Consider the following 21,960-nt stretch of genomic DNA (forward strand, 5'->3'; position numbering starts at 1 on the left):
ATGAAAAAAATTCTTTGGCTGCTCTTATTCTTTTCCGTTATCACTTATCCGGAAAAGGGGATGGCAGCAGAAAACCTGCAGGCCGTCATCGATTCAGCCAAAGACGGAGCAGTCATCCAGCTTGAAGGAAAAATCTATCACGGAAACATCGTGATTGATAAGCCGCTCCAGATATCCGGCAAAAAAGGAACGGTCATTGAAGGCGATGGAAAAGGCAATGTCATCTCTGTGCGTGCCCCTGGGGTCACCGTTTCAAACCTCCATGTAAAAAATGGAGGTATGGACCGGAACAGCCCTGAAGAATATGCAGCAATAAAGGTTTACACAGATGGAAATGTCATCCGCGATATTGAAATAGAAAAATCATTCCATGGTGTTTATTTAAGCAAGGCACATCATAATACCATTGAAAATGTTAAGATTCGCGGGCTTGGCAAAGGAGAAATTGCTGCCCAGGGAAACGGGCTGCATGTCTATTATTCAAATGGAAATCTATTAAAAAACAATTATATCGAAGGTACAAGAGATGGAATGTTCTTCGATTATGCAAATGATAACAAGGCATTAAACAACGAAATTACAAAAACACGTTACGGTCTGCATTATATGTATTCAGACCGCAACGAATTTAAAAACAACATATTCACGTTTAATACAGGCGGAGCAGCCATCATGCACTCCAATCAGCTTAAGCTGAAAAACAACCAATTTATTTTTAATTATGGGCACCGCTCATTCGGTTTGCTGGTGTTATCAGCAAACGAAAATACCATTGAGAACAATACTTTCTACATGAACCAGAGAGGGTTATATATAGATCAATCGACTGACAATCTTATTCTCGCTAACCATATCTCCCAAAATCAGATAGGAATCGAGCTTTGGGCCAGTTCAAACGAGCAGATTTTTACAAAGAATACGATTGAGGAAAATACGATACCTGCAGTGACGCTTGGCGGAACAGGGCAGAATCAATGGAGCCTTGAAGGCATTGGCAACCATTGGGGCACCGCCTTCCCTTTGCTGGACCTGGATCAAGACGGAATCAGCGACAGCCCAGCTACTTATAAGTCATCGCTCTATGAACTGATCGAAGACCAGGAGCTGATCTATCTGTTCCTAAAAAGCCCCGCCATAAAAATATATGAAAAAATGAACCAGCTGCTGGATAACGAAAAAGTAATGTTCAAGGATGAATACCCGCTTACAGCAAATAGCAGGAACATCAACCTGCCTGCTATTGTGATACTCGCCATCATCATTACGGCAATCCTCACAAAAAGGAGACAATTGCTATGCATTATATTTGGAAAGAATGGAAGGAAAATTTAAGAGGCAAGGGACTTTGGCTGGCAATCGGCACAGTAATCCTTGTATCTGCCCTTTTACTTGTGAAATTTACTGCTCTTTCCTATGAACAAGGATTTTATGTCCTGCTTATTAACTTATTTGACACCCTGGTTTATTTCATCCCGATCCTATGCTTGTTCCTTGGCGCCTTCTCTATCTTTCAGGAAAAAGAGCAAAAAACACTCATCATGCTGTTGACTAGACAGGAGAGCTTTATGACCTTCCTTTTCAAAAAAAGCCTGGGAATGCACGCAGTACTGCTCGGTCCCGTGCTAGTCTGGTTCTTCGTGTATCTCGTCCCTTTAAAAATATTTTTCAAAACCGATATCTGGAATTATTTCATTTTTATCCTGGCCGTCTCTGTACTCATGCTCATTTTTATCCAGATTGGCGCGTTCATCGGCAGCATCAGCCGTTCGAGGATGCAGATTGCCGGAATGGCAGTCATCGTATGGTTTTACTTCTTTTTCCTGCACGACTTTGCACTGCTCTCTGTTCTGCAGGATGTAACCCATGAAAATGTAAAATTATTTTCTGTTGCCTATTTCCTTAATCCAATCCAGGCCGTGAGGATGTTTTTAGAAACAGGCTTGGGCATTTACTCATTCGGCCACATGTCACACCTCTTGAAGTCATTCATGTGGCTGCAGCCAGGAGTGTTCTTGGGGGCCTGCCTTGTATTCTGGATGATTGTCTCATTTATCAGTTCTATACTGCTTCATCGGAAGGAGGGTTTTGAATGATTGATGTTTCCGGTTTAACCCAATCCTATGGCAATAAAGTAGTTCTGAATGATATCAATCTATCGATTAGCAAAAATGAAGTATGTGCTCTAGTAGGCAGGAACGGAGCTGGGAAATCTACTTTTATCCATAGCTTGCTCGGCCTTATCCCTATCAAAAAAGGTGAAATCCTGATCAATGGCAACAAACGAAAGAATAATAAGCGCTGGAAAAACGAAATTGCCTATTTGCCAGAAAAATTCATGCTCTATCCATCTTTGACTGGCTATGAAAATATCATCTTCTTTGCCCAGGCGGGAACAGGAAAAGCTGATTCGGCTAAAATCGAAAAGATTTTACGAGCTGTTAGTTTATGGGAAGAGCGCAGCATGGCCATCAAGGGATACTCAAAAGGAATGCTGCAGAGACTCGGACTCGCCATCACCTTGTATCAGGATTCAGATATATTAATCCTTGATGAACCTACAAGCGGTATCGACCCAATGGGGCGAAAGGAAATTTTACAAGTGCTTCGCTCTCTTTCAGGTAAAACAATCCTGCTATCCTCTCACCACTTAGATGAAATTAAGCAGATTTGTACTCATGTGGCATTTTTAGATAACGGCAAGATGACCAAATACACGGTAGATGATTTTTTAAAGACACAGAAACTTGGAGGCAATTAAGATGAAAAAATTACTCGCTTCATTATTCATATTGATGGTGATGCAATTAGCCAGTTGTAGCCAAGAGGCGGAATGGAATGTAGACGTGGCCAAGGAGCCGGCCTTTACGGAAGGAAAAGAATCAGAATTTGAAATTAAAGTGACCGAAGACGGAAAAGCAGTTTCGGGACTTGATGTATCTGCGGAACTTGCAATGGGCAGCATGGACCACGGCACAGTCAATGTAGATTTAAAGGAAGTGTCTGAAGGCATTTATTCAGGCAGTGCGAGGTTCTCAATGGCTGGGAAATGGGAAGCGGCTTTTACCCTGGAAAAGGACGGAGCGAAGCAAGACAAAGTCGTAGATTTAAATGTGAAAAAACCTGAAGGAGTAGCTTCCATTAACGGTGAATGGATTACAAACGAGGATCTTGATTTTTACAAATTCATTAATGAACTCCATATCGAGATCAACCGTGAAACGGACAAAGCCAAATACAGTGGTGAAAAACTCGATGAAGCCCTTGTCTATTGGGACAATCAGGAAAAGCTCAACGAGGATAAAAACCAGTTGTTGACGCAGATTATCCGGCTAAGGGCGATGGCCATGCTCGGACAAGAGAAAGGCCACAAGGCTACCGATCAGGAAGTCAATGATGCAATAGATAAAGTGCGAAGCCAGTATAACAATTCAGAGGTTGCTAAAAAATTAATTGCAGAATATGGCGAAGAGAAATTCTGGAGAATACAAAAGCTGCAATATGAACGAATTGTCCTTACTCAAAAGGTCCAAAATGATTTGATCCAAAAAGTTAAAAAAGAAAATCCTAAAGCCGGTGAACAAGAAGTCCAGTTCACTGCCGAAAAGGAGTATGAGGAATTGCTGGTTAGCCAGGTGAATTCCCTAAAGATCAAAATAATGTAAAGCTCTCTTTTGAGGGCTTTTTTATGTTGTCATTTTTTGTTCGTTTTTGTGAGTGATTACTCACTATACAAATTAGTTTCTGTGTATTAAACTATAATTATCTAGTGAGTGATTACTCACTTTTAATAAAAGGATGGTGAGCTTCGATGATTGTTTCAGTCCAAAATGTTTCTAAACGTTTCGGAAAGCATGAAGTATTAAAGGATATAACCTTAGAGATTCAGAATGGTGAAATTTTCGGATTGCTCGGACCTTCAGGAGCAGGCAAAACAACACTTGTTAAACAGCTGGTCGGCCTTGAGCTGCCGAGCGAGGGAGAAAACGTTCTTTTTGGTAAAAAAATGCCCTCTCTCCAGCTGATTGAAAAGATTGGGTATATGGCGCAATCTGACGCACTTTATACAGAATTATCCGCAAAGGAAAATCTTGAATTTTTCGCTTCCCTATTTGGCCTGAAGGGTGCAAGGAGAAAACAGCGGATTCTCGAAGTGATGGAGCTGGTCGACTTATCAGAACATCTTAACAAACTCGTAACCAATTATTCTGGCGGTATGAAACGTCGTCTGTCCCTTGCAGCTGCACTGCTGCATGAACCAGAGCTGCTGATTTTGGATGAACCGACCGTCGGGATCGACCCTGTGCTGCGCAAAAGCATCTGGAATGGTTTCTATGATTTGAAAGCGAAAGGCAAGACTCTGATTGTGACCACTCACGTAATGGATGAAGCGGAGAAATGCGACAGGCTGGGATTAATTCGTGATGGCAGATTAATTGCCGTTGGCACGCCTGAAGAATTGAAAACCAATACGGGTTCCGCAACCGTTGAAGAAGCATTTTTAGCATACGGAGGTGCTCAGCATGCGAATTAGTGCTCTAGTAATCAGGATTATCCGCCAATTTCTAAGGGATAAAAGGACACTTGCGATGATGCTTGTCGCTCCCCTGCTGATCCTGACGATGCTGCATCTTGTGTTTAATGGAGAGAATTATGTTCCTAAAGTTGGACTTGTCAATGTTCCAGATGCGGTGATCGAGAAGTTGGATTTAAAAGATGTAAAGATGAAAGAATATGATTCTGAAAAAGCAGCAAAAGCTGACGCATTAGATCGAGAAATTGACGGTTATCTTCTATTTGACGGACCTATGCTTGATCAAATCGTTTTGGAAGGAAGCGATCCGTCAGTAAATGGTGCTTTTATGAAACAGATTCAAAAGGCTACAAAGCCGCTGCAGCCAGCCGCTGGCCAAATGGATCTGAACGTCAATTATCTGCACGGCTCAGAGGATATGGGACAATTTGATTATTTCGGCCCAGTATTGCTAGGTTTCTTTGCCTTCTTCTTCGTTTTTATCATTTCTGGCATTTCCTTTTTGAGGGAACGCACTAGCGGCACACTTGAAAAGCTGCTCGCAAGCCCTCTGCGCAAATGGGAAATTGTCATTGGCTATGTACTCGGTTTTGGGATCTTCACCATGCTGCAGGCCACTTTAATTGCCTGGTATGCGATTTACATTCTTGGGATGCTGATGGAAGGTTCATTTATCTATGTTCTGCTCATCACTCTAATGCTGTCGATGACGGCTTTGACACTAGGCATTCTGCTGTCTGCCTTTGCGAACAACGAGTTCCAGATGATCCAGTTCATCCCGTTGATCATCGTACCGCAGTTCTTCTTCTCGGGGCTGATCAACCTTGATACAATATCAGAATGGCTAAGCTGGCTCGGCCCGATTACACCGCTCTATTACGCAGCTGAAGCACTGCGTGATATCATGGTAAGAGGCTATGGCTGGGATGCCATTTATGGTAATCTGTTGATTATGGCCGGTTTTTCCGTTGTATTTATCCTGCTGAATATTTTAGCATTAAGGAAACACCGCGCAGTATAAATACTCTTGAATACGCCGCGGAGGGAGTTAAAGATGACAGATCGCGAAATGAGAATCGACGAGTTAATCGATAAAGAAGAAGCACTGACCGACAAGCAGAAAAAAATTATCGTGTCTGCGATCGAGTCTTTTGCCGAAAAAGGATATTCCGCAACTTCTACAAGCGAAATTGCCAAAAAAGCAGGTGTAGCGGAAGGCACCATTTTCCGGCATTATAAAACGAAAAAGGATTTGCTGCTGGCAATCGTTGCTCCAGTGATGGCAAAGTTTGTCGCTCCCTTTATTATAAAAGACCTTAATAAGGTACTCGACCAGGATTTTGAACATTTAGAGGACTTCCTGAAAGCCATCCTTGAGAATCGCCGGGATTTCTTAGTTAAAAACCTGCCTATAGTCAAAATCCTTTTACAGGAAATTCCGTTCCACCCTGAATTAAAGGATTTATTCAAGGACCATATCGCCTTAAAGGTGTATGAACGCTTCGAAAAAATTGTCGAACACTATAAAGCAAATGGCCAGATCATCGATATTCCCGCCTACAGTGTATTCCGCCTGTCCCTATCAACCATCTTTGGGTATTTAATTGCCCGTTATATGATTCTGCCTGAAGCAGACTGGGATGATGAAGCAGAAACGGAGAGAACTGTTCAATTCATCCTGCATGGATTGGGCGGGCTGAACAGCAAGTAAAAACCGGGCACGCATGCCCGGTTTTTTTACTTGATTGCCTGGAAAAAAAACTTGATAATTTCCAGTTCGCTATTAAAATGCCGCTTTCGCTATAATTAAGACAGTTTCGCTATAAAATCTTGATATTCGCTATAAAAAATTAAGTTTCGCTATTAAATAGTGATTTTCGCTATATTATTTTTTCTTACTATACTAATTCATTTTTACCAGGTACTGTGGCTGATCAGAAACGCTAAAATAGCAGCGTATCAATGTATGACGACTAAAAATCCACTTTAGAATCTGTTAAAAGATTAAAGAGAGGAACAACCAGAATAGCTGTTCCTCATTGGAGCACATCCTCAATCCTTACCCTGTACAGCTTATCATCCCCCGCACCCGGAGTCCCTCTGCCATCAGTATTATTGCTGATGAAATATACATAGCTGCCATCAATCAGTACATCCCTGACCCGACCGACGCCGGTGACGACTTCCCTCGTTGTTTTAGCAACAGGATCAAATTCGCGCAAAGCATTCCCTCTCAATGTTGCAACATACAACTTTCCGTCATGCTCCGCCATTCCGGATGGCGCCCATGTATTGTCGCCGGACTGAAAAAGCGGAGTTTCCATACCTTGCTTCTTTTCATCGCCGGTAATTTCTGGCCAGCCGTAATTCATCCCACGTTCAATTACATTGATTTCATCGTGTGCGGACGGACCATGCTCGCTTGCGTACATCGTCCCATCCTTTGCCCAGGCCATTCCCTGAGGATTACGATGGCCGTAGCTGTACACATAGGACCCAGTGAAAGGATTGTCTTCCGGAACGGAGCCGTCTAAATTCAGCCGCAGTATTTTACCGCCTAAAGAGTCAAGGTCCTGCGCGATTTCAGGCGTCGCTGCTGCATCGCCAGCGGTTGCATAAAGCTTCCCATCCGGGCCAATCTTTAGACGTCCGCCATGGTGGAAACGGCCGCTCGGAATATTATCAAGTAAAAGCCTGCCTTCTATCCATTCATCATTTTCTAAGGTTAATTCTACAATCCGATTGAACTGTCCGGTGCCATTCTCGTATGTATAATAGGCAAATGCCTTATTGGATTGCGCAAAATCTGGTGCCAGCACAAAACCCAGCAGCCCTGCTTCTGCTGCCTGAGATAATTCTTTTTTCAAGGAAACCTTCTGTCTCACCATTGTTCCATTTTCTACTTTTACAATCGTACCCGGCCGTTCACTAAGGTAAAACGTCTCGCCGAGTTTGTTGATTGACCATGGGATTTGTAAGTTTTCAGCAACAGTTTCCAGATGATCAACCGGCACAATTGCTTCCTGATCCTGTTGCTTTTCCTTTTCTTCTACCGGCTTTGAATTATCATCTCCGCCTGAACACCCAGCAAGAACCATCAGCATTGCAGCCAACACATACAAAAATCTTTTCATGACACCCGACCCTTCATTTAATTTGGATTACTTCTTATTCCGAAGGCTCTCTTAAACAAGACAGTTGATTTTCGTTCCAGGCGCTTCGCTTTCCGCGGGGCTGGCGCTGAGCCAGCAGGACACTGAATAGCTTCCTCGATCTGCCCACGCACGATGGAAATGCGTTAGCATTTTCGGAGGAGTCTTCGCGCCTTCCACTACAATCAACAGGTTTTAAAAAACAACTTTGGGCTTTAACAGAGCCATTAAGAAAGCTAAGGACAACTTCGTTCGAAAAACTAGTCCACCAACACACCCATAATCGCCTTGCCAACACCGCTTTCTTCATTCGTAAGCGTGACCTTGCCGCACAAGGTCTTAATTTCATCGACAGCATTGCCCATTGCTACAGGCTTGCCGACTCTTTCTAGCATCGATACATCATTAAAATTATCTCCGAGAGCCATCGTTTCTTCTAAAGTGATTCCCCTGGATGCAACAAATTTTTCAAGTGCAATTCCTTTTTGGGCATCAAGACTTGTGATTTCAATGTTCTCGCTGCCTGATGAACTGATCGCCAGCCCTTCAATTTCTTTTAATGTTAAGTTTGCAGATTCAAGCTTTTCAGGGTCAAGGGAAAAAGCGAGGAGCTTGTATATTTCATATTGATCCTGTTCAAATAGCCTGTCATAGTGCTCGATTGTACGGACCAGCCCTTTATGCAGCCTATCTTCAGCTGCTTTGGCAATCTGGTCAATCGGAACTTCAGGATTTGCCGTTGAAAAGATATCAACGATAATGGAGATCGCCTTATCCTCATCTTCCGTAAATGTCCCTTCATTTGTATACACCTCGAAATATACCCCATTCTCAACCAGACGCAGAGCCGCCTGGCGAGCCTGTTCTTTATTAAGCGGATTAGAAGAAACGATTTCCCCAGTATTCGAGCGCACTTCTGCCCCATTTACGCAGATCATCGGTAAACGCATGCCTGCTTCTTCCAGCACAAATCTTGCTTCCTGGTAAGAGCGGCCTGTCGCTACAACAACCTCCACTCCATTTTCCAGCGCCTTACGGATCGCTTCCCGGTTTTCGGAGGTAATCTGCTGCGTTGCTGTCAATAATGTTCCATCCATATCTGTTGCAATACATCTAATCATGATTTCACCTTCTGCAATTATTTTCAGTCTTATCATCATGATAGACCTTCAAACATTCCACTTCAAACAATACGTGTATATACTTGTTTCTCTATCATTATTGCCATCCTAATCCCCAGCTTAACCATGGTTTCAACCGGTTAGTACAATTAACCTATAAATTTAAATTTCTCTGATACTTTCATATTGTCATTCATAGATTCATATGCTATTATGTATCCACAGCTGCAATCGTTTGCATAACAGGATAGCAATAAGGAATCGTTTTACAGAAATCCATTTGTATCAATGTATTTCTTGTATTTATCCCATTTATGTAAGCGTTTTAAAGGTGTTCTGTATAGAAATGATCTTCTAAGTATCTTTGCAAAAATATGCAAACGCTTTCGGAACGCATGTGATTGCATGCAAAAAAACAAAAATTTTTGGGGGTATCTCAACAATGAAAGCAAAAAAGCTATTTCCAGCAGTTCTTTCTCTTGGGCTTTTAGTTGGCGGAGGTCTTGCAGGATGTTCATCAAACGATGACAAGGCAACAGGTGATGACAAAGGTAAAGGCGGAGAAGAAGTTACCGTTGACATTTTCCAATTCAAAGTGGAATTCAAGGATCAGTTCGAGGATCTTGCAAAAGCTTATGAAGACGCTCATAAAAACGTCGACATCAACATCACAACAGTTGGCGGCGGTGAAGATTACGGTGCTGCACTAAAATCTAAATTCGCTTCAGGCAATGAACCTACTATTTACAACGTCGGAGGACCGCAAGACGTTGCAGACTGGCAGGAAAAGCTAGCTGACCTTTCTGACACAAAAGCTGCAAAAGCTGCTCTTAACGGCACGCTTGAAGGCGTAACAAAAGACAATAAAGTACTTGGACTTCCATATAACCAGGAAGGCTATGGCTTCATTTATAACAAAGGCATTTTTGAAAAAGCAGGAATCGATCCAAAGAGCATCACTAGCTACAAAGCTTTAGAAGAAGCTGTAAAGACTCTTGACAGCAAAAAGAAAGACCTTGGTCTTACATCAGTATTTGCACTTCCTGCAAAAGAAACTTGGGTAACAGGACTTCATTTATCAAACGTGTTCCTTGCACCTGAATTTGACCAGAACGTAATTAATGCATTCGAAGCAAAAGAAGTTAAGTTCGAGCACGGCGATGCATTCAAAAAAATTCTTGACCTGCAAAACAAATACTCTGACCAGCCAACTGTAAGCCTTGACTACGCTAAGCAAGTAGAAGAACTATTCTCTACTGGCAAAGCTGCAATCATTCAGCAAGGTAACTGGGTATCTGGTTCAATCGCTGGTATCGACGAAGAGCTTGCTAACAGCGGAGTAGGAATCCTTCCGATCCCGGTTGAAGGCTACAAAGAAGATTCAATCCCAGTTGGCGTACCAATGTACTGGGCTGTAAACAGCAACAAGGATGAAAAAGAAGTAGCAGCAGCGAAGGAATTCTTAGACTGGTTGTACACTTCTGAAGAAGGTAAAACAGCTGTAATCGAAGATTTCAAATTCATTCCTGCATATGACGGTTTTGACGCTGGCAAGATCTCTGATCCACTAGCAAAAGAAATCTACCAGTATTCTCAAGACGGCAAGACTCTTGCTTGGACATTCATGGGTTACCCAACTGGATGGGGACAAGAAAAGCTTGGCGTGAACATTCAAAAGTATGTAAGCGGCGAAATGAGCTGGGATGATCTTGTAAAAGAATCTTCTAAAGCTTGGGCAGACGCTCGTAAGTAATAATTTTTCATAAGAAAAGCGCAAGCGCCTTGGTCAGCCCCGACAAGCGCGGGCGGACCGAAACCGAAATGTGTAGCCGACTGCCCAGAAACGCAGAAACTGGAGACTCCGACAAAGAAGCGCTTTTTGCTTCTGCCGGCGGAGTTGAAGTTTCGGAGTTTCTAGGAGGCGAAACTAGACAAGCGGCTCGAGGGGCTAGGCGCTGGAGCAGGACATTTCTCGAAGTGAATTTTATACTTTCTTATCTTTCAAAAGAGGAAACAGAACGGCTTTGGCTGTTTTGTTTCCTACCTTTTTTTCTAGAAGTTAAATAACAAGAAAAATAGTTTGTACAAACGTTTGCACTACAATGAATTTTTTACTAAAAACGTGTAATCCCTTCCCGGGCATTACATAGACAGGAGGATTTACAGATGCGTAACCGGAATCTCTGGTACTGGCTTTTCCTGGCTCCAGCATTGTTCGCGCTTGCTGTAGTTGTGATTCTGCCGCTAGCATACGGAGTGTATTACTCATTTACTGATTGGAACGGGATTAAGACACCATCATTTGTAGGCCTTGAACATTATAAAGCCTTATTTGCTGAGGAAGAATTTAAGGATGCGTTGTGGTTCACCACTAAATTCACCGTTGTCTCAGTGTTTCTAATCAACTTTTTTGGCCTCTCTTTAGCGTTGCTTGTGACGCAAAAATTCAAAACGAACAATATCCTTAGAACAATTTTCTTCATGCCGAACCTTATCGGCGGACTGATCTTAGGTTTCATCTGGCAGTTCATTTTCACAAAAGTTTTCGCCAGCGTCGGCGAGATACTTGGAATTGAAGGCTTGCAAGGCTGGTTATCGACAACCGAAACGGGATTCTGGGCAATGGCGATCCTGATGAGCTGGCAAATGGCCGGTTATATCATGGTCATTTACATCTCATTCCTTGAAGGGGTTCCGCAGGAATTGCTTGAAGCAGCTGAAATTGACGGCGCGAACAGCTTCCAGCGTTTTTATCACGTCACGTTCCCGCTGGTTATGCCGGCATTCACAGTCAGCTTGTTCCTAACATTATCGAATTCTTTCAAGCTTTATGACCAGAACCTATCGCTTACGGGCGGCGGACCATACAACTCCACCCAGATGGTGGCGATGGAAATTTTCAAGACAGCGTTCGTTGTAAACGCGATGGCTTTCGCTCAGGCAAAAGCAGTCATTTTCTTCTTGATCGTTGCAGTCATTTCATTGACACAGGTTTACATCAATAAAAAACGGGAGGTCGAGATGTAATGAAGAAGAAAAAGCAAAGCAGAATCATCTTAGAAATTCTCGGCATCATTTTGGCGCTGATCTGGCTTTCCCCGTTTTATCTGATGATCGTCAACTCTTTTAAAACAAAAAGAGAAATGTTTGAAGATACAATAAAGCTTCCAGATGTTTTTACATTCGAGAACTATACGGTTGCTTTTGAACGTCTCGATTTTATCAAAACCTTCTTTAATTCCGTATTGATTACGGTGCTGGCCGTTGCTGTCATCATTGTCTTCTCGTCGATGGCTGCATATGCTCTATCCAGAAAAGGCGGAAAAACGAGCGGAATCATCTTCATGCTTTTTGTAGCTGCGATGCTCATCCCTTTCCAATCGGTCATGATTCCATTGGTTTCGATTTTTGGAAAAGTTGAAATGCTTAACAGAGCCGGACTGATCTTCATGTATCTTGGCTTTGGCGCAAGCTTGTCGATCTTCCTTTATCATGGAACATTGAGCGGGATTTCAAAGTCACTTGATGAAGCGGCAACAATTGACGGTGCGAACCGATTCCAGATTTTCTGGTACATCATTTTCCCGATGTTAAAACCAGTTTCTGTAACAGTCGCAATCCTGAATATCATCTGGATCTGGAACGATTACCTGCTTCCTTCCCTGGTCATCAACCAGCAAGGAATGGAAACCATTCCGCTAAAAATGTTCTTCTTCTTCGGAGAATACACAAAGCAATGGCATTTGGCTCTGGCAGGTCTAACGATCGCGATCATTCCGGTCATCATTATTTACTTCTTCCTTCAAAAGCAAATCATCAAGGGAGTATCAGAGGGTTCCGTAAAATAATTGTCTTGCACGAACAATCGATCGTATAGGGAGAGACGACCAATGGCAGTCACAATTAAAGATGTAGCAAAGGCAGCCGCTGTGTCACCTTCGACCGTTTCCAGGGTGATAGCCGATCATCCTCATATTAGTGAAGAAACCAAGAAGCGTGTACGAAAAGAGATGAAGAGGCTGGGATACCACCCTAATTTCCAAGCTCGAAGTCTGGTTGTCAGGAGTACCGAAGCAATCGGCATCGTCATGCCCAATTCGGCTACCCAGGCACTGCAAAACCCATTCTTCCCTGAAGTGCTCAGGGGAATCAGCATGAAAGCACACGAAGATAAATTCGGGGTGTATTTAACGACAGGCATTACGGATGATGAAATTTTCGAACAGGTTATTTCCATGGTCCAGGGCCGCAGAGTCGACGGCATCATCCTTCTTTATTCGAAAACAGATGACAGGATTATGAAATATTTACTGGAAGAGAATTTCCCTTTCACCGTCATAGGCCGGCCATACAAGAACGCTGAACGAATTACGTATGTAGATAATGACAATATTTATATAACGAAACAGGTAACAGATTATTTGATCAAACTTGGCCATAGAAGAATTGCTTTTATCGGAGTCAATTTTGATTACGTCTTTACAATCGACAGGCTTGAAGGATATAAACAAGCCCTCCATGAAGCTGGTATCCCCTATGACGAAACGTATATTATTCATGAGAAATGCTTAAAATCAGAAGGAAAAGAAGGCATTACCAATTTCCTTTCTTCTCATGAACCGCCTACTGCACTTGTTGTGGCAGATGATTTTATGGCCATTGAGCTCATGAGTTATTCAGAGGAACTGAATATCAAGATGCCAGAAGAGATTTCAATTGTGAGCTTTAATGATGTGCCGCTCACAGAGCATATGAAGCCGCAGCTGACGTCCGTGAACATCGATATCTTTCAGTTGGGCTTTGAAGCAGCTAACTGTTTAATAGAGATCATTAAAAATCCAAAAGCTCTTCCTAAGCGGATCACGATTCCCGCTAAAATGGTCGAGCGAAAATCATGCAGTGCTATCGGAGCTAAACTGTAATTCATACAGTCCGGTGAAGTTAGACCGGAAAAGCCAACTCACCTTGGCAGCGCAAAACTTTTAAAGTAAAATGACTGGATACATCAGGTTTTTTACAAAGAAATGAGGGTTCAAATGAAACATACGTGGTGGAAAGAAGCGGTCGCCTATCAGGTATATCCTAGAAGCTTCATGGATTCAAACGGCGATGGTATTGGCGATTTAAAAGGAATGATTTCGAAACTTGATTACTTGAAGGATTTGGGCATCGATGTGATCTGGATTTGCCCGATGTACAAATCCCCTAATGATGATAATGGCTATGATATCAGCGATTACCAGGATATTATGGACGAATTCGGTACGATGGAAGACTTCGACCAACTGTTAAAAGAAACACATAAACGCGGCATGAAGCTGATCATCGACCTTGTCATTAACCATACGAGCGATGAGCACGCCTGGTTCCTTGAATCTCGCGAGTCAAAAGACAGCCCGAAACGCGATTGGTATATCTGGCGCGATGGCAAAGATGGTGCAGAACCAAACAATTGGGAGAGCATTTTCGGCGGATCTGCTTGGGAATATGATGAAGCAACTCACCAATACTTCCTGCATATTTTCTCACGCAAGCAGCCTGACCTGAACTGGGAGAACCAAGAAGTCCGTACAGCTTTGTATGACATGATCAACTGGTGGCTTGATAAAGGTATCGACGGATTCCGTGTAGACGCGATCAGCCATATCAAAAAAGAAGACGGACTTAAGGACATGCCGAACCCTGAAGGTCTTCAGTATGTCTCTTCATTCGATAAGCATATGAATGTAGATGGAATCCAGCAATATCTTGAGGAACTGAAGCAGGAAACCTTCTCTAAATATGACATCATGACAGTCGGTGAAGCTAATGGAGTCAGCATCGAGGAAGCGGACCTTTGGGTAGGAGAAGAAAACGGCAAGTTCAATATGGTTTTCCAGTTTGAACATCTTGATCTTTGGGATTCTGAAAAGAAGGCACTTGACCTTGCAAAATTGAAGAAGGTATTCACCCGCTGGCAAAAAGGCCTAGAAGGCAAAGGCTGGAATGCGCTTTTCATTGAAAACCATGACAAAGCTCGCATTGTTTCAACATGGGGAAATGATAAGGAATACTGGCGTGAAAGCGCGACTGCGCTCGCATCCATGTACTTCTTGATGCAGGGTACACCATTCATCTATCAAGGCCAGGAAATCGGTATGACGAATGTCCAGTTCCCTTCCATTGATGATTATGATGATGTAGCGATCAAGAATCTTTATAAAATCCGCCGTGAAAATGGCGTTTCCCATGAAGAAATCATGGAATTCATCTGGGCAACGAGCCGTGATAACTCTCGTACCCCTATGCAATGGTCATCAGCTGAGAATGCAGGCTTCACTACTGGCAACCCTTGGCTTGGCATGAATCCAAATTATCCAAGTGTTAACGTCGAGCAACAGCTTGCCGACCCTGATTCCATTCTCCATTTTTATAAAAAAATGATCGAGATGAAGAAGGAACACGAAGTATTCACTTATGGAACGTACGATTTGATTCTTGAAGACCATGAGCAAATCTACGCGTACACAAGGACACTGGACGCTGAGCAAGCAATCGTGATTTCAAACCTTTCCGGTGAGCCAGCAACGTTTGAATATGATGGCTTCGTGCTTGATGCAAGCAAGCTATTGCTAAGCAATCATGAGGTAGAACAGCACGCACAAGTTACATCCTTCACGTTAAAACCTTTTGAAACGAGAGTCTATGTGAAATAGTCATTTTTTTGAGGGTGTCACCAATGTATATTGGGACACCTTTTTTAGACTGTAAAAAAAGGTTGTCGGAATAAAAGGGCTATGACCATTCAGGGCTTAAGGCTATAAATCTGGCTCACCAAGATAGATAAAATGATGAAAATCCCCGGTTTTTTATAAAACCGGGGATTTTTTTATAGATTAATGATATTGTCCATGGTGTTTTAAGTAAAAATACTAGAAAAATAGAAAATTCTCACCTTTTATAAAGTGTAAATTCAAAGTCAAAGAAGGTATTCCGCGAAAACAGCAAGTAATTCCGCGAAAGTCCACGTTATTTCCGCAAAATTTTTTCGAAATCCCGCAAACTGGAAAAAACCAAGATTTTTTTTCAATTTTTATTTTAATTCCTAAATCTCTCGACTAACTAAAAGGGTGCCCCAAAAGTCTTTGAACACCCTCTTATTATAAATGATTAACGTCAGTTGATTTCCGCTCTGCTTCGTCTTTTTGATTCCCAACTACTCAATGACGAATGTCTGATACACTACTTCCTCCCCATCCTGAACTTCTTCCACTTCATCCAAATCCAATTCAAGCAGTTGATAAATCTTATTCCAAAAACGGACTGCTGGCTCGTTCTTGCTGAGCTGTGAAATATAATAGCTTCCTTTGTGCTCGTCAAAGACCCTTAGGGCTGCAGCTTTAGCGACTCCCTTTCCGCGGTAAGGATTCAAGATAAAAAAATCATTTATCACTTTATCCACTCTTTTCGTCAAAGGGGCTTCCAGCAGCAGGATAAAGCCTGCCAGATGATCGTCTGCTTTTATTAAATATGGCAAGAGACCTTCCCTTTCCCAGATAAGGGAAAACGAATCAAATTCAAAGCTCCCATCCTCACATATCTGCAGTCCATTTGCATAGGCAGATAAATCGTGAAGATACAATGAATAGAGATTACGAAGGATTTTTTGCTGATCCAATCCTATTTTTTCTAATGTAACGTTCATCTCCGTTCTCCTCGCTAAAAATCTTATCAAGAAATAAGATTCCAGCTTCTAGCAGGAAATTCCTGCGGGAACAAGAGAATTCCTTAGTAAATAAGACTTTCCTGTTTAACCTGATAGCATAACTTGAATATAACTCAGGAAGGAATTGGGTCCAGAAAATCATTGGCAAAACAGGATTTATGTATTAAAATGATTCCTTGTTTATAAATATGTAATATAAGGGTGAACTTGTTTTGGAAAAAACTCTGAAGAAAAGAAGAGCCTCTGTTGGAGATCTCTTAACATTCATCATCCCATCATTGATTGGGATTTTCTTTTTTATGATACCGATCTCCTATAAGGGAGAAATTACGATACCAATCGCTGTTTTATCAGGATTGATACAGAATCTGCTGGCGGACTTCCTTCCGGCAATCATGACTGGGATTATCATATTGACACTAATCGGGACCGTTATGGTAAAAACCATCAGGCCACAAATATTGAATCGCAATCCATTAATTAAAGCATTATTCGATGTACCTGCAATCTGGCTGATTGCCAGAATTTCAGGGGCTATTTTTGCGGTTATGACTTTATTTCAAATTGGCCCAGAAGCGGTTTGGTCAGAAAATACGGGAGGGCTATTGCTCAATGACCTCCTGCCCATCCTTTTCTCAGTATTCTTATTTGCAGGATTATTCCTGCCGCTGCTGTTGAACTTCGGTCTGCTTGAACTGTGCGGCACCTTGCTGACAAAGTTCATGCGTCCCATTTTCAATTTGCCTGGACGCTCCTCAATTGACTGCCTGGCTTCATGGCTTGGTGACGGGACAATCGGAGTCCTGCTTACAAGCAAGCAGTATGAAGAGGGCTATTATACAAAGAGAGAAGCAGCTGTGATTGGAACTACTTTTTCAGTAGTATCCATTACCTTTAGTCTCGTTGTCATCTCCCAGGTCGGCCTGGCCAAAATGTTTGTGCCTTTTTATTTAACGGTAACTGGAGCTGGCGTGATCGCAGCGATTATTATTCCGAGAATCCCTCCATTATCAAGAAAGGCTGATACATTTTTTGTAGAGAGGCCTGACGATTATTCTGAAGAAAAAATCCCTCAAGGCTACACTCCGTATTCTTGGGGTATGACACAGGCACTTGATAAAGCAAGCAAAAACAAAAGCCTTTCCAATTTCTTTACAGAGGGTGCTAAAAACATCCTTGATATGTGGATGGGTGTCGCTCCGATCGTCATGGCGCTTGGCACACTTGCCTTGATTGTCGCTGAATATACACCTGTATTCCAATGGCTCGGATTGCCTTTCATCCCGCTGCTCGAGCTTATGCAAGTCCCAGAAGCGAAGGCTGCTTCTGAAACACTGATCGTTGGTTTTGCTGATATGTTCCTTCCTTCGGTAATTGGGGCAGAAATCGGAAGCCCCATGACACGCTTCATCATTGCGGCAGTTTCAGTTACTCAATTGATTTATATGTCCGAGGTTGGCGGATTGCTGCTCGGATCCAAGATTCCAGTGAGCTTCGGTGAATTGTTCATCATTTTCATCCAGCGCACATTTGTGACATTGCCCATTATCGTCTTTGTCGCACATATGATTTTTTAAAATCACGAAAGAGAGCTCCTGATTAAGGGGCTCTCTTTTTGTTCTCACTAGAAACACTGGAATGACCGGATTTGTCTCAGATCAATACCGAAGTACACCCATCCCCTGCGGCGTCTCCATCGCCAGCCAGCAACTGAATTCCGTCCGACAAAGGTTGGAAAAAACCAAAAGCTATTGCCATTGTTCAGCCAAACATACGTGTATCGGTACATACACCTTCTGATGCCGCCTGGATCAACAGCAAAGGCTGATGCCTGGGATTCTTGAGGGATGAAAGATGGCGGCGGTGATGTTGGAGCTCCTCCGCCTTGCTGTCCTCCTCCTGGTCCGCCTGGGCCTCCAGGGAAGCCTCCGCCTGGAAATCCACCACCCGGGCCTCCGCCTGGAAAGCCGCCACCCGGTCCACCACCCGGAAATCCTCCGCCTGGGCCTCCTCCTGGGAATGGGAAGCCTCCGCCCATTCCTGGAAATACCCTTGCGTCATATTGCGGGTACACTTCATTTTGGTAATAACCATAATCTTCATCATCATGCTGGTATTGTCCATATGGGTAGAAGTTGTAATAATTCAAACTCAATTCCCCTCTCTAGATGTTTTCCTTGTAATGTATGCAAGATGCCCAATTCTGTGCTAGTGTACACTCAGGCTTTCGATTTCCTTCTGGATCTGGCTGGCAATCGCATCTACCTTTGAAAAATCCATTGCACCTATATAAATGGTTTCAAGCTGGTCGCGCAGTCCTTTTGCTTTTGCCAGAGAAGCAATCGCTTCGTTCATCTTCTCTTTGTATCTGCTGCCGACATCCTGGATTTCCGCAGCATACTTTTCATCTGTCCCTGGGGCAATCAGTTCGGCATACATATCGATGATTTCATCTGTTTCCCGCTCTGGGAAGTACTCATGCGGAGCTGTGCTGTCAAAGATGGCAAAGTCCAGTTCACGGACAATGACCATATCCAGGCTGTGCGGGTCAAAACCGCAATGGTACACCTCGACATCGTAACCACGTGATTTGGCTTCTGCGGCAAGTTTTTTCAGCATGGTCGACTTTCCTGAACCTGGGCGGCCTTTAATGAAATACCTCTTGCCGACTGTTTCTGTCAGGTTAGGGACAAAATCCACGGCTCCCACAGGTGTCGCTGCTCCGAGGAAGCGATCATGCACCCTGCCTTCGCCTGCTGATTTGTTGTGGCCGAATAGCCTTTCGATCAATTGGTTCGTAAACTCATTCGCTTTTGCAAAGTCCATATTCTCGATATAAAACTTTTCCCATTCATCATGGATTCTCAACGCTTCGGCAAATTGGCTGTATGCCGTGTTGAACGCCTCGCTGATGTCCTCAGACAGCTTCGTAATGGTTCCTTTATGCTCCTGCAGCTTGCATGAATCCCATGCTTCCCCAAGGTTTACATATTCCTCAACTGCGCCAGGTGCTTTCGGCTCGATGACATGCGGAGCTGTTCCATCGACGATGCCTGCATTCAATTTAGGAATGATGACCCCATCAATTGACTTGTTATCTGATGAGCAGTGCAGAAATTCAATATCATAGCCCTTTTCAAGCCATTCGTTGCCGATTTTTTTCATTAATGAGGACTTTCCGGTTCCGGGGCCGCCCTTCAAAATGAATAATCGTGATAACCCCTGCAGGTTCGATTCATATAAATTGTAAAATCCGCGCGCCGTATTCCCTCCGGCAAAGTAATTCAATATTTTCCCAGCCATTTAATCGCACTCCCTTCAGCCGTTCAATCTAACGGCATGTTATCGCTTCCTCATTACTATATGCAGGGCGAATAGGCTGGGTGAATGCCTATAGAGGATGTATATTTCCCGGGGAAAGCTCTATTCAGGGATTTTTATCTCTAAAAGAAAAATAAAAAAACCACAGCAATGTATACTGTGGTCATCATTATTTTATTATTGGTGCATATTTACCAGTTGCAGCCTTTAAAAGCTCTTCAGGTGCCAGCTCAACCTGAAAGCCAATCTTTCCGGCGCTAACGATCATCGTTTCAAGACTCTGGGCACTTACATCCAGGAAAGTTGGATAGTTCTTCTTCATGCCAATAGGCGAACAGCCGCCACGGATATAGCCTGTGAACTTTTGGATGTCCTTGACCGGCAGCATCTCCACATTCTTTTCGCCCGCTTCTCTGGCCGCCTTCTTCAGGTCCAGTTCCGCTTCAACAGGAATGATGAAGACATATAGATTCTTGCTTGCCCCCACTGCGACAAGTGTTTTGTATACCTGTGCGGGATCTTTGCCGATCTTTCCGGCAACGGCGACACCGTCTATTTTTCCGTCATTCGCATCATAGGTGAGAATCTCATACTGCACCTTTTGCGTATCAAGGATTCTCATCGCATTCGTTTTTAGCTTAGCCATCCCTTTTCCTCCTAAACTGAAGGTTCTTAGGATAATTTTACCTTATACAGGCAGAGGTGTTCAATCCTGCACCACCGTGCCACTCTCAAGGCTATCTTCTTGATGATTTGCACTTACCGGCTTCCTTCCGACTGATATATACGTTAGGCCAGCTTTTTCAGCCATTTGGAGGTCATAGCAATTCCTGCCGTCAAAGATTACGGGCCGACGCATGAATAATTTGAACCTTTTTACATCATAACCGGTGATTTGCGGCCATTCTGTCATGATAAAAGTAACATCTGCTCCCTTGACGGCAGCATCCACATTTTCCGCGTAATAAAGCCTGCTTCCGTAAATCTCTTCTACTTTTTTCATAGCGGCTGGATCATAGACCGACATGTCTGCACCCTCCCCCAACAGCTGAGCGATCAACTCCATTGCCGGGGCTTCCCGTATATCATCCGTATGCGGTTTGAATGCGGTACCCAGCACTGCGGCACGCTTCCCCTTCAAGGGTCCCAACATCTCTTTTGCCTTCACAAACAGCTGCTGTTTTTGCCTGCTGTTCACCTCGATGACAGACCTCAGTATTTTAAAATCGTACTGATAGTACTGTGTCAGCTTTTCCAGCGCCTTTGTATCCTTTGGGAAACACGAGCCGCCGTAGCCAATTCCCGCTTTTAAAAACTGGCTGCCGATCCGCTGGTCCATGCCCATCCCCTTCGCCACATCCTCGATATTGGCGCCAGTGTGTTCACAAAGATTGGCCACTTCATTGATAAAACTGATTTTTGTCGCCAGAAAGGCATTCGAAGCATATTTGATAAGCTCCGCACTGCGGACATCCGTCTGCAGCACAGGCAAACCAAATGGTTCATAAATCCTTGCAACCTTGCCGCCCGACTCACGGTCACCCGCACCGATGACGATCCGGTCTGCATGGAAAGTATCCAGGATTCCGGAACCTTCACGCAGGAACTCCGGATTCGAAACAACATCTACCTTCAGGCCTTTCGGGATCTGCTTTTTTAATAACCCGGCTATTCTTTGGTTTGTCCCTACAGGAACTGTACTTTTGATGACAATAATCGCCTCTTGAACTAAATGGGCACGAATGTCCGCTATCGCTGCTTCCAAATATTCAAGATTCGCCGATCCGTCTTCATTTTCCGGTGTTCCTACAGCAACAAAAATATAATCAGCGTTTTTATAAGCTGTTTGGACATCAGCGGTAAAATGGAGCCTTCCCGCTTCGAGATTTTTTTGGAGCATAGACTCGAGGCCCGGCTCATATATCGGGCACTGCCCTCCAGAAAGAGACCTTATTTTCTTTTCATCTATATCAAAACACGTTACATTGTAGCCTACTTCAGCAAAACAAACTCCCGTCACAAGGCCAACATACCCTGTTCCGACAACTGTGATTTCCATATTGGCCCTCCCTTGCTCTAATGTCCTTATTTTATCATGACAGACAGCATTTACCCTTTATTCCGCCCAAT

20 protein-coding genes are annotated in these 21,960 nt (G+C 43.4%); 13 read left to right on the forward strand and 7 right to left on the reverse strand.

What is annotated here, in order from left to right:
- From nosD to AABM38_RS23515, 7 genes are all read left to right on the forward strand, one after another.
- Positions 1–1,332, forward strand: a complete 1,332-nt coding sequence (gene nosD / locus AABM38_RS23485; protein WP_423408541.1) for a nitrous oxide reductase family maturation protein NosD — start codon at positions 1–3, stop codon at positions 1,330–1,332.
- Entirely contained in the window at positions 1,296–2,093 is a 798-nt protein-coding gene (locus AABM38_RS23490) for an ABC transporter permease (protein ID WP_423408542.1), read from the forward strand. Before nosD ends, AABM38_RS23490 begins: the two co-directional genes overlap by 37 nt.
- Entirely contained in the window at positions 2,090–2,758 is a 669-nt protein-coding gene (locus tag AABM38_RS23495) for an ABC transporter ATP-binding protein (RefSeq protein WP_335428425.1), read from the forward strand. Before AABM38_RS23490 ends, AABM38_RS23495 begins: the two co-directional genes overlap by 4 nt.
- A 1-nt stretch (position 2,759) precedes the next feature.
- Positions 2,760–3,662, forward strand: coding sequence for a FixH family protein (locus AABM38_RS23500; protein WP_423408543.1), 903 nt, complete (start codon positions 2,760–2,762; stop codon positions 3,660–3,662).
- 146 nt (positions 3,663–3,808) lie between these two features.
- Positions 3,809–4,531, forward strand: coding sequence for an ABC transporter ATP-binding protein (locus AABM38_RS23505; protein WP_423408544.1), 723 nt, complete (start codon positions 3,809–3,811; stop codon positions 4,529–4,531).
- Complete coding sequence (locus AABM38_RS23510; protein WP_423408545.1) at positions 4,521–5,552, forward strand: ABC transporter permease; 1,032 nt, start codon at positions 4,521–4,523, stop codon at positions 5,550–5,552. Before AABM38_RS23505 ends, AABM38_RS23510 begins: the two co-directional genes overlap by 11 nt.
- Before the next feature lie 33 nt (positions 5,553–5,585).
- The gene (locus AABM38_RS23515; RefSeq protein WP_423408546.1) at positions 5,586–6,242 is read left to right on the forward strand and encodes a TetR/AcrR family transcriptional regulator; all 657 of its coding nucleotides are present in this window, start codon (positions 5,586–5,588) and stop codon (positions 6,240–6,242) included.
- A gap of 325 nt (positions 6,243–6,567) precedes the next feature.
- On the opposite strand, the gene AABM38_RS23520 is transcribed toward AABM38_RS23515, so the two are convergent.
- Together AABM38_RS23520 and AABM38_RS23525 are read right to left on the reverse strand one after the other, a co-directional pair.
- Positions 6,568–7,665, reverse strand: a complete 1,098-nt coding sequence (locus AABM38_RS23520; protein ID WP_423408547.1) for a PQQ-dependent sugar dehydrogenase — start codon at positions 7,663–7,665, stop codon at positions 6,568–6,570.
- A 278-nt stretch (positions 7,666–7,943) separates the two neighbouring features.
- The gene (locus AABM38_RS23525; RefSeq protein WP_423408548.1) at positions 7,944–8,804 is read right to left on the reverse strand and encodes a Cof-type HAD-IIB family hydrolase; all 861 of its coding nucleotides are present in this window, start codon (positions 8,802–8,804) and stop codon (positions 7,944–7,946) included.
- A gap of 442 nt (positions 8,805–9,246) precedes the next feature.
- Between AABM38_RS23525 and AABM38_RS23530 the strand changes: the two genes are divergently transcribed.
- The 5 genes from AABM38_RS23530 to AABM38_RS23550 all read left to right on the forward strand — a co-directional run bounded on the left by AABM38_RS23530 (position 9,247) and on the right by AABM38_RS23550 (position 15,499).
- Entirely contained in the window at positions 9,247–10,557 is a 1,311-nt protein-coding gene (locus tag AABM38_RS23530; RefSeq protein ID WP_423408549.1) for an ABC transporter substrate-binding protein, read from the forward strand.
- Positions 10,558–10,970: 413 nt separating this feature from the next.
- Positions 10,971–11,831 (forward strand): carbohydrate ABC transporter permease, encoded by an 861-nt coding sequence (locus tag AABM38_RS23535; protein ID WP_423408550.1) that lies wholly within the window; start codon positions 10,971–10,973, stop codon positions 11,829–11,831.
- Positions 11,831–12,652: a carbohydrate ABC transporter permease gene (locus tag AABM38_RS23540; protein WP_423408551.1), complete on the forward strand. Its 822-nt coding sequence runs from the start codon at positions 11,831–11,833 to the stop codon at positions 12,650–12,652. Before AABM38_RS23535 ends, AABM38_RS23540 begins: the two co-directional genes overlap by 1 nt.
- Before the next feature lie 42 nt (positions 12,653–12,694).
- Positions 12,695–13,726, forward strand: coding sequence for a LacI family DNA-binding transcriptional regulator (locus AABM38_RS23545; RefSeq protein ID WP_423408552.1), 1,032 nt, complete (start codon positions 12,695–12,697; stop codon positions 13,724–13,726).
- Between the two features lie 114 nt (positions 13,727–13,840).
- Complete coding sequence (locus AABM38_RS23550; protein WP_423408553.1) at positions 13,841–15,499, forward strand: glycoside hydrolase family 13 protein; 1,659 nt, start codon at positions 13,841–13,843, stop codon at positions 15,497–15,499.
- 500 nt (positions 15,500–15,999) lie between these two features.
- Here AABM38_RS23550 and AABM38_RS23555 read toward each other — a convergent pair whose 3' ends face one another.
- Positions 16,000–16,488: a GNAT family N-acetyltransferase gene (locus AABM38_RS23555; protein WP_423408554.1), complete on the reverse strand. Its 489-nt coding sequence runs from the start codon at positions 16,486–16,488 to the stop codon at positions 16,000–16,002.
- Between the two features lie 233 nt (positions 16,489–16,721).
- Here AABM38_RS23555 and AABM38_RS23560 point away from each other — a divergent pair, with 233 nt between their 5' ends.
- The gene (locus AABM38_RS23560; protein WP_423408555.1) at positions 16,722–18,086 is read left to right on the forward strand and encodes a YjiH family protein; all 1,365 of its coding nucleotides are present in this window, start codon (positions 16,722–16,724) and stop codon (positions 18,084–18,086) included.
- Between the two features lie 47 nt (positions 18,087–18,133).
- Here the strand turns inward: AABM38_RS23560 and AABM38_RS23565 are convergent, their stop codons facing one another.
- The 4 genes from AABM38_RS23565 to AABM38_RS23580 all read right to left on the reverse strand — a co-directional run bounded on the left by AABM38_RS23565 (position 18,134) and on the right by AABM38_RS23580 (position 21,889).
- Positions 18,134–18,658, reverse strand: a complete 525-nt coding sequence (locus AABM38_RS23565; RefSeq protein ID WP_423408556.1) for a hypothetical protein — start codon at positions 18,656–18,658, stop codon at positions 18,134–18,136.
- A 59-nt stretch (positions 18,659–18,717) separates the two neighbouring features.
- Complete coding sequence (locus tag AABM38_RS23570) at positions 18,718–19,812, reverse strand: PRK06851 family protein (RefSeq protein WP_423408557.1); 1,095 nt, start codon at positions 19,810–19,812, stop codon at positions 18,718–18,720.
- 187 nt (positions 19,813–19,999) lie between these two features.
- Positions 20,000–20,476, reverse strand: coding sequence for a Cys-tRNA(Pro) deacylase (ybaK, locus tag AABM38_RS23575; RefSeq protein WP_423408558.1), 477 nt, complete (start codon positions 20,474–20,476; stop codon positions 20,000–20,002).
- A gap of 60 nt (positions 20,477–20,536) precedes the next feature.
- Positions 20,537–21,889 (reverse strand): UDP-glucose dehydrogenase family protein, encoded by a 1,353-nt coding sequence (locus AABM38_RS23580; protein WP_423408559.1) that lies wholly within the window; start codon positions 21,887–21,889, stop codon positions 20,537–20,539.
- Between the last annotated feature and the right edge of the window lie 71 nt (positions 21,890–21,960).

Source organism: Heyndrickxia sp. MSNUG (assembly GCF_049532715.1).
Classification (GTDB): Bacteria; Bacillota; Bacilli; order Bacillales; family Cytobacillaceae; genus Mesobacillus.

Excerpts from the sequence above, each read along its gene's own strand:
- nosD (WP_423408541.1), top strand. The coding sequence starts at position 1 with ATGAAAAAAATTCTTTGGCTGCTCTTATTCTTTTCCGTTATCACTTAT.
- AABM38_RS23490 (WP_423408542.1), top strand. The coding sequence starts at position 1,296 with ATGCATTATATTTGGAAAGAATGGAAGGAAAATTTAAGAGGCAAGGGA.
- AABM38_RS23495 (WP_335428425.1), top strand. The coding sequence starts at position 2,090 with ATGATTGATGTTTCCGGTTTAACCCAATCCTATGGCAATAAAGTAGTT.
- AABM38_RS23500 (WP_423408543.1), top strand. The coding sequence starts at position 2,760 with ATGAAAAAATTACTCGCTTCATTATTCATATTGATGGTGATGCAATTA.
- AABM38_RS23505 (WP_423408544.1), top strand. The coding sequence starts at position 3,809 with ATGATTGTTTCAGTCCAAAATGTTTCTAAACGTTTCGGAAAGCATGAA.
- AABM38_RS23510 (WP_423408545.1), top strand. The coding sequence starts at position 4,521 with ATGCGAATTAGTGCTCTAGTAATCAGGATTATCCGCCAATTTCTAAGG.
- AABM38_RS23515 (WP_423408546.1), top strand. The coding sequence starts at position 5,586 with ATGACAGATCGCGAAATGAGAATCGACGAGTTAATCGATAAAGAAGAA.
- AABM38_RS23520 (WP_423408547.1), bottom strand. The coding sequence starts at position 7,665 with ATGAAAAGATTTTTGTATGTGTTGGCTGCAATGCTGATGGTTCTTGCT.
- AABM38_RS23525 (WP_423408548.1), bottom strand. The coding sequence starts at position 8,804 with ATGATTAGATGTATTGCAACAGATATGGATGGAACATTATTGACAGCA.
- AABM38_RS23530 (WP_423408549.1), top strand. The coding sequence starts at position 9,247 with ATGAAAGCAAAAAAGCTATTTCCAGCAGTTCTTTCTCTTGGGCTTTTA.
- AABM38_RS23535 (WP_423408550.1), top strand. The coding sequence starts at position 10,971 with ATGCGTAACCGGAATCTCTGGTACTGGCTTTTCCTGGCTCCAGCATTG.
- AABM38_RS23540 (WP_423408551.1), top strand. The coding sequence starts at position 11,831 with ATGAAGAAGAAAAAGCAAAGCAGAATCATCTTAGAAATTCTCGGCATC.
- AABM38_RS23545 (WP_423408552.1), top strand. The coding sequence starts at position 12,695 with ATGGCAGTCACAATTAAAGATGTAGCAAAGGCAGCCGCTGTGTCACCT.
- AABM38_RS23550 (WP_423408553.1), top strand. The coding sequence starts at position 13,841 with ATGAAACATACGTGGTGGAAAGAAGCGGTCGCCTATCAGGTATATCCT.
- AABM38_RS23555 (WP_423408554.1), bottom strand. The coding sequence starts at position 16,488 with ATGAACGTTACATTAGAAAAAATAGGATTGGATCAGCAAAAAATCCTT.
- AABM38_RS23570 (WP_423408557.1), bottom strand. The coding sequence starts at position 19,812 with ATGGCTGGGAAAATATTGAATTACTTTGCCGGAGGGAATACGGCGCGC.
- ybaK (WP_423408558.1), bottom strand. The coding sequence starts at position 20,476 with ATGGCTAAGCTAAAAACGAATGCGATGAGAATCCTTGATACGCAAAAG.
- AABM38_RS23580 (WP_423408559.1), bottom strand. The coding sequence starts at position 21,889 with ATGGAAATCACAGTTGTCGGAACAGGGTATGTTGGCCTTGTGACGGGA.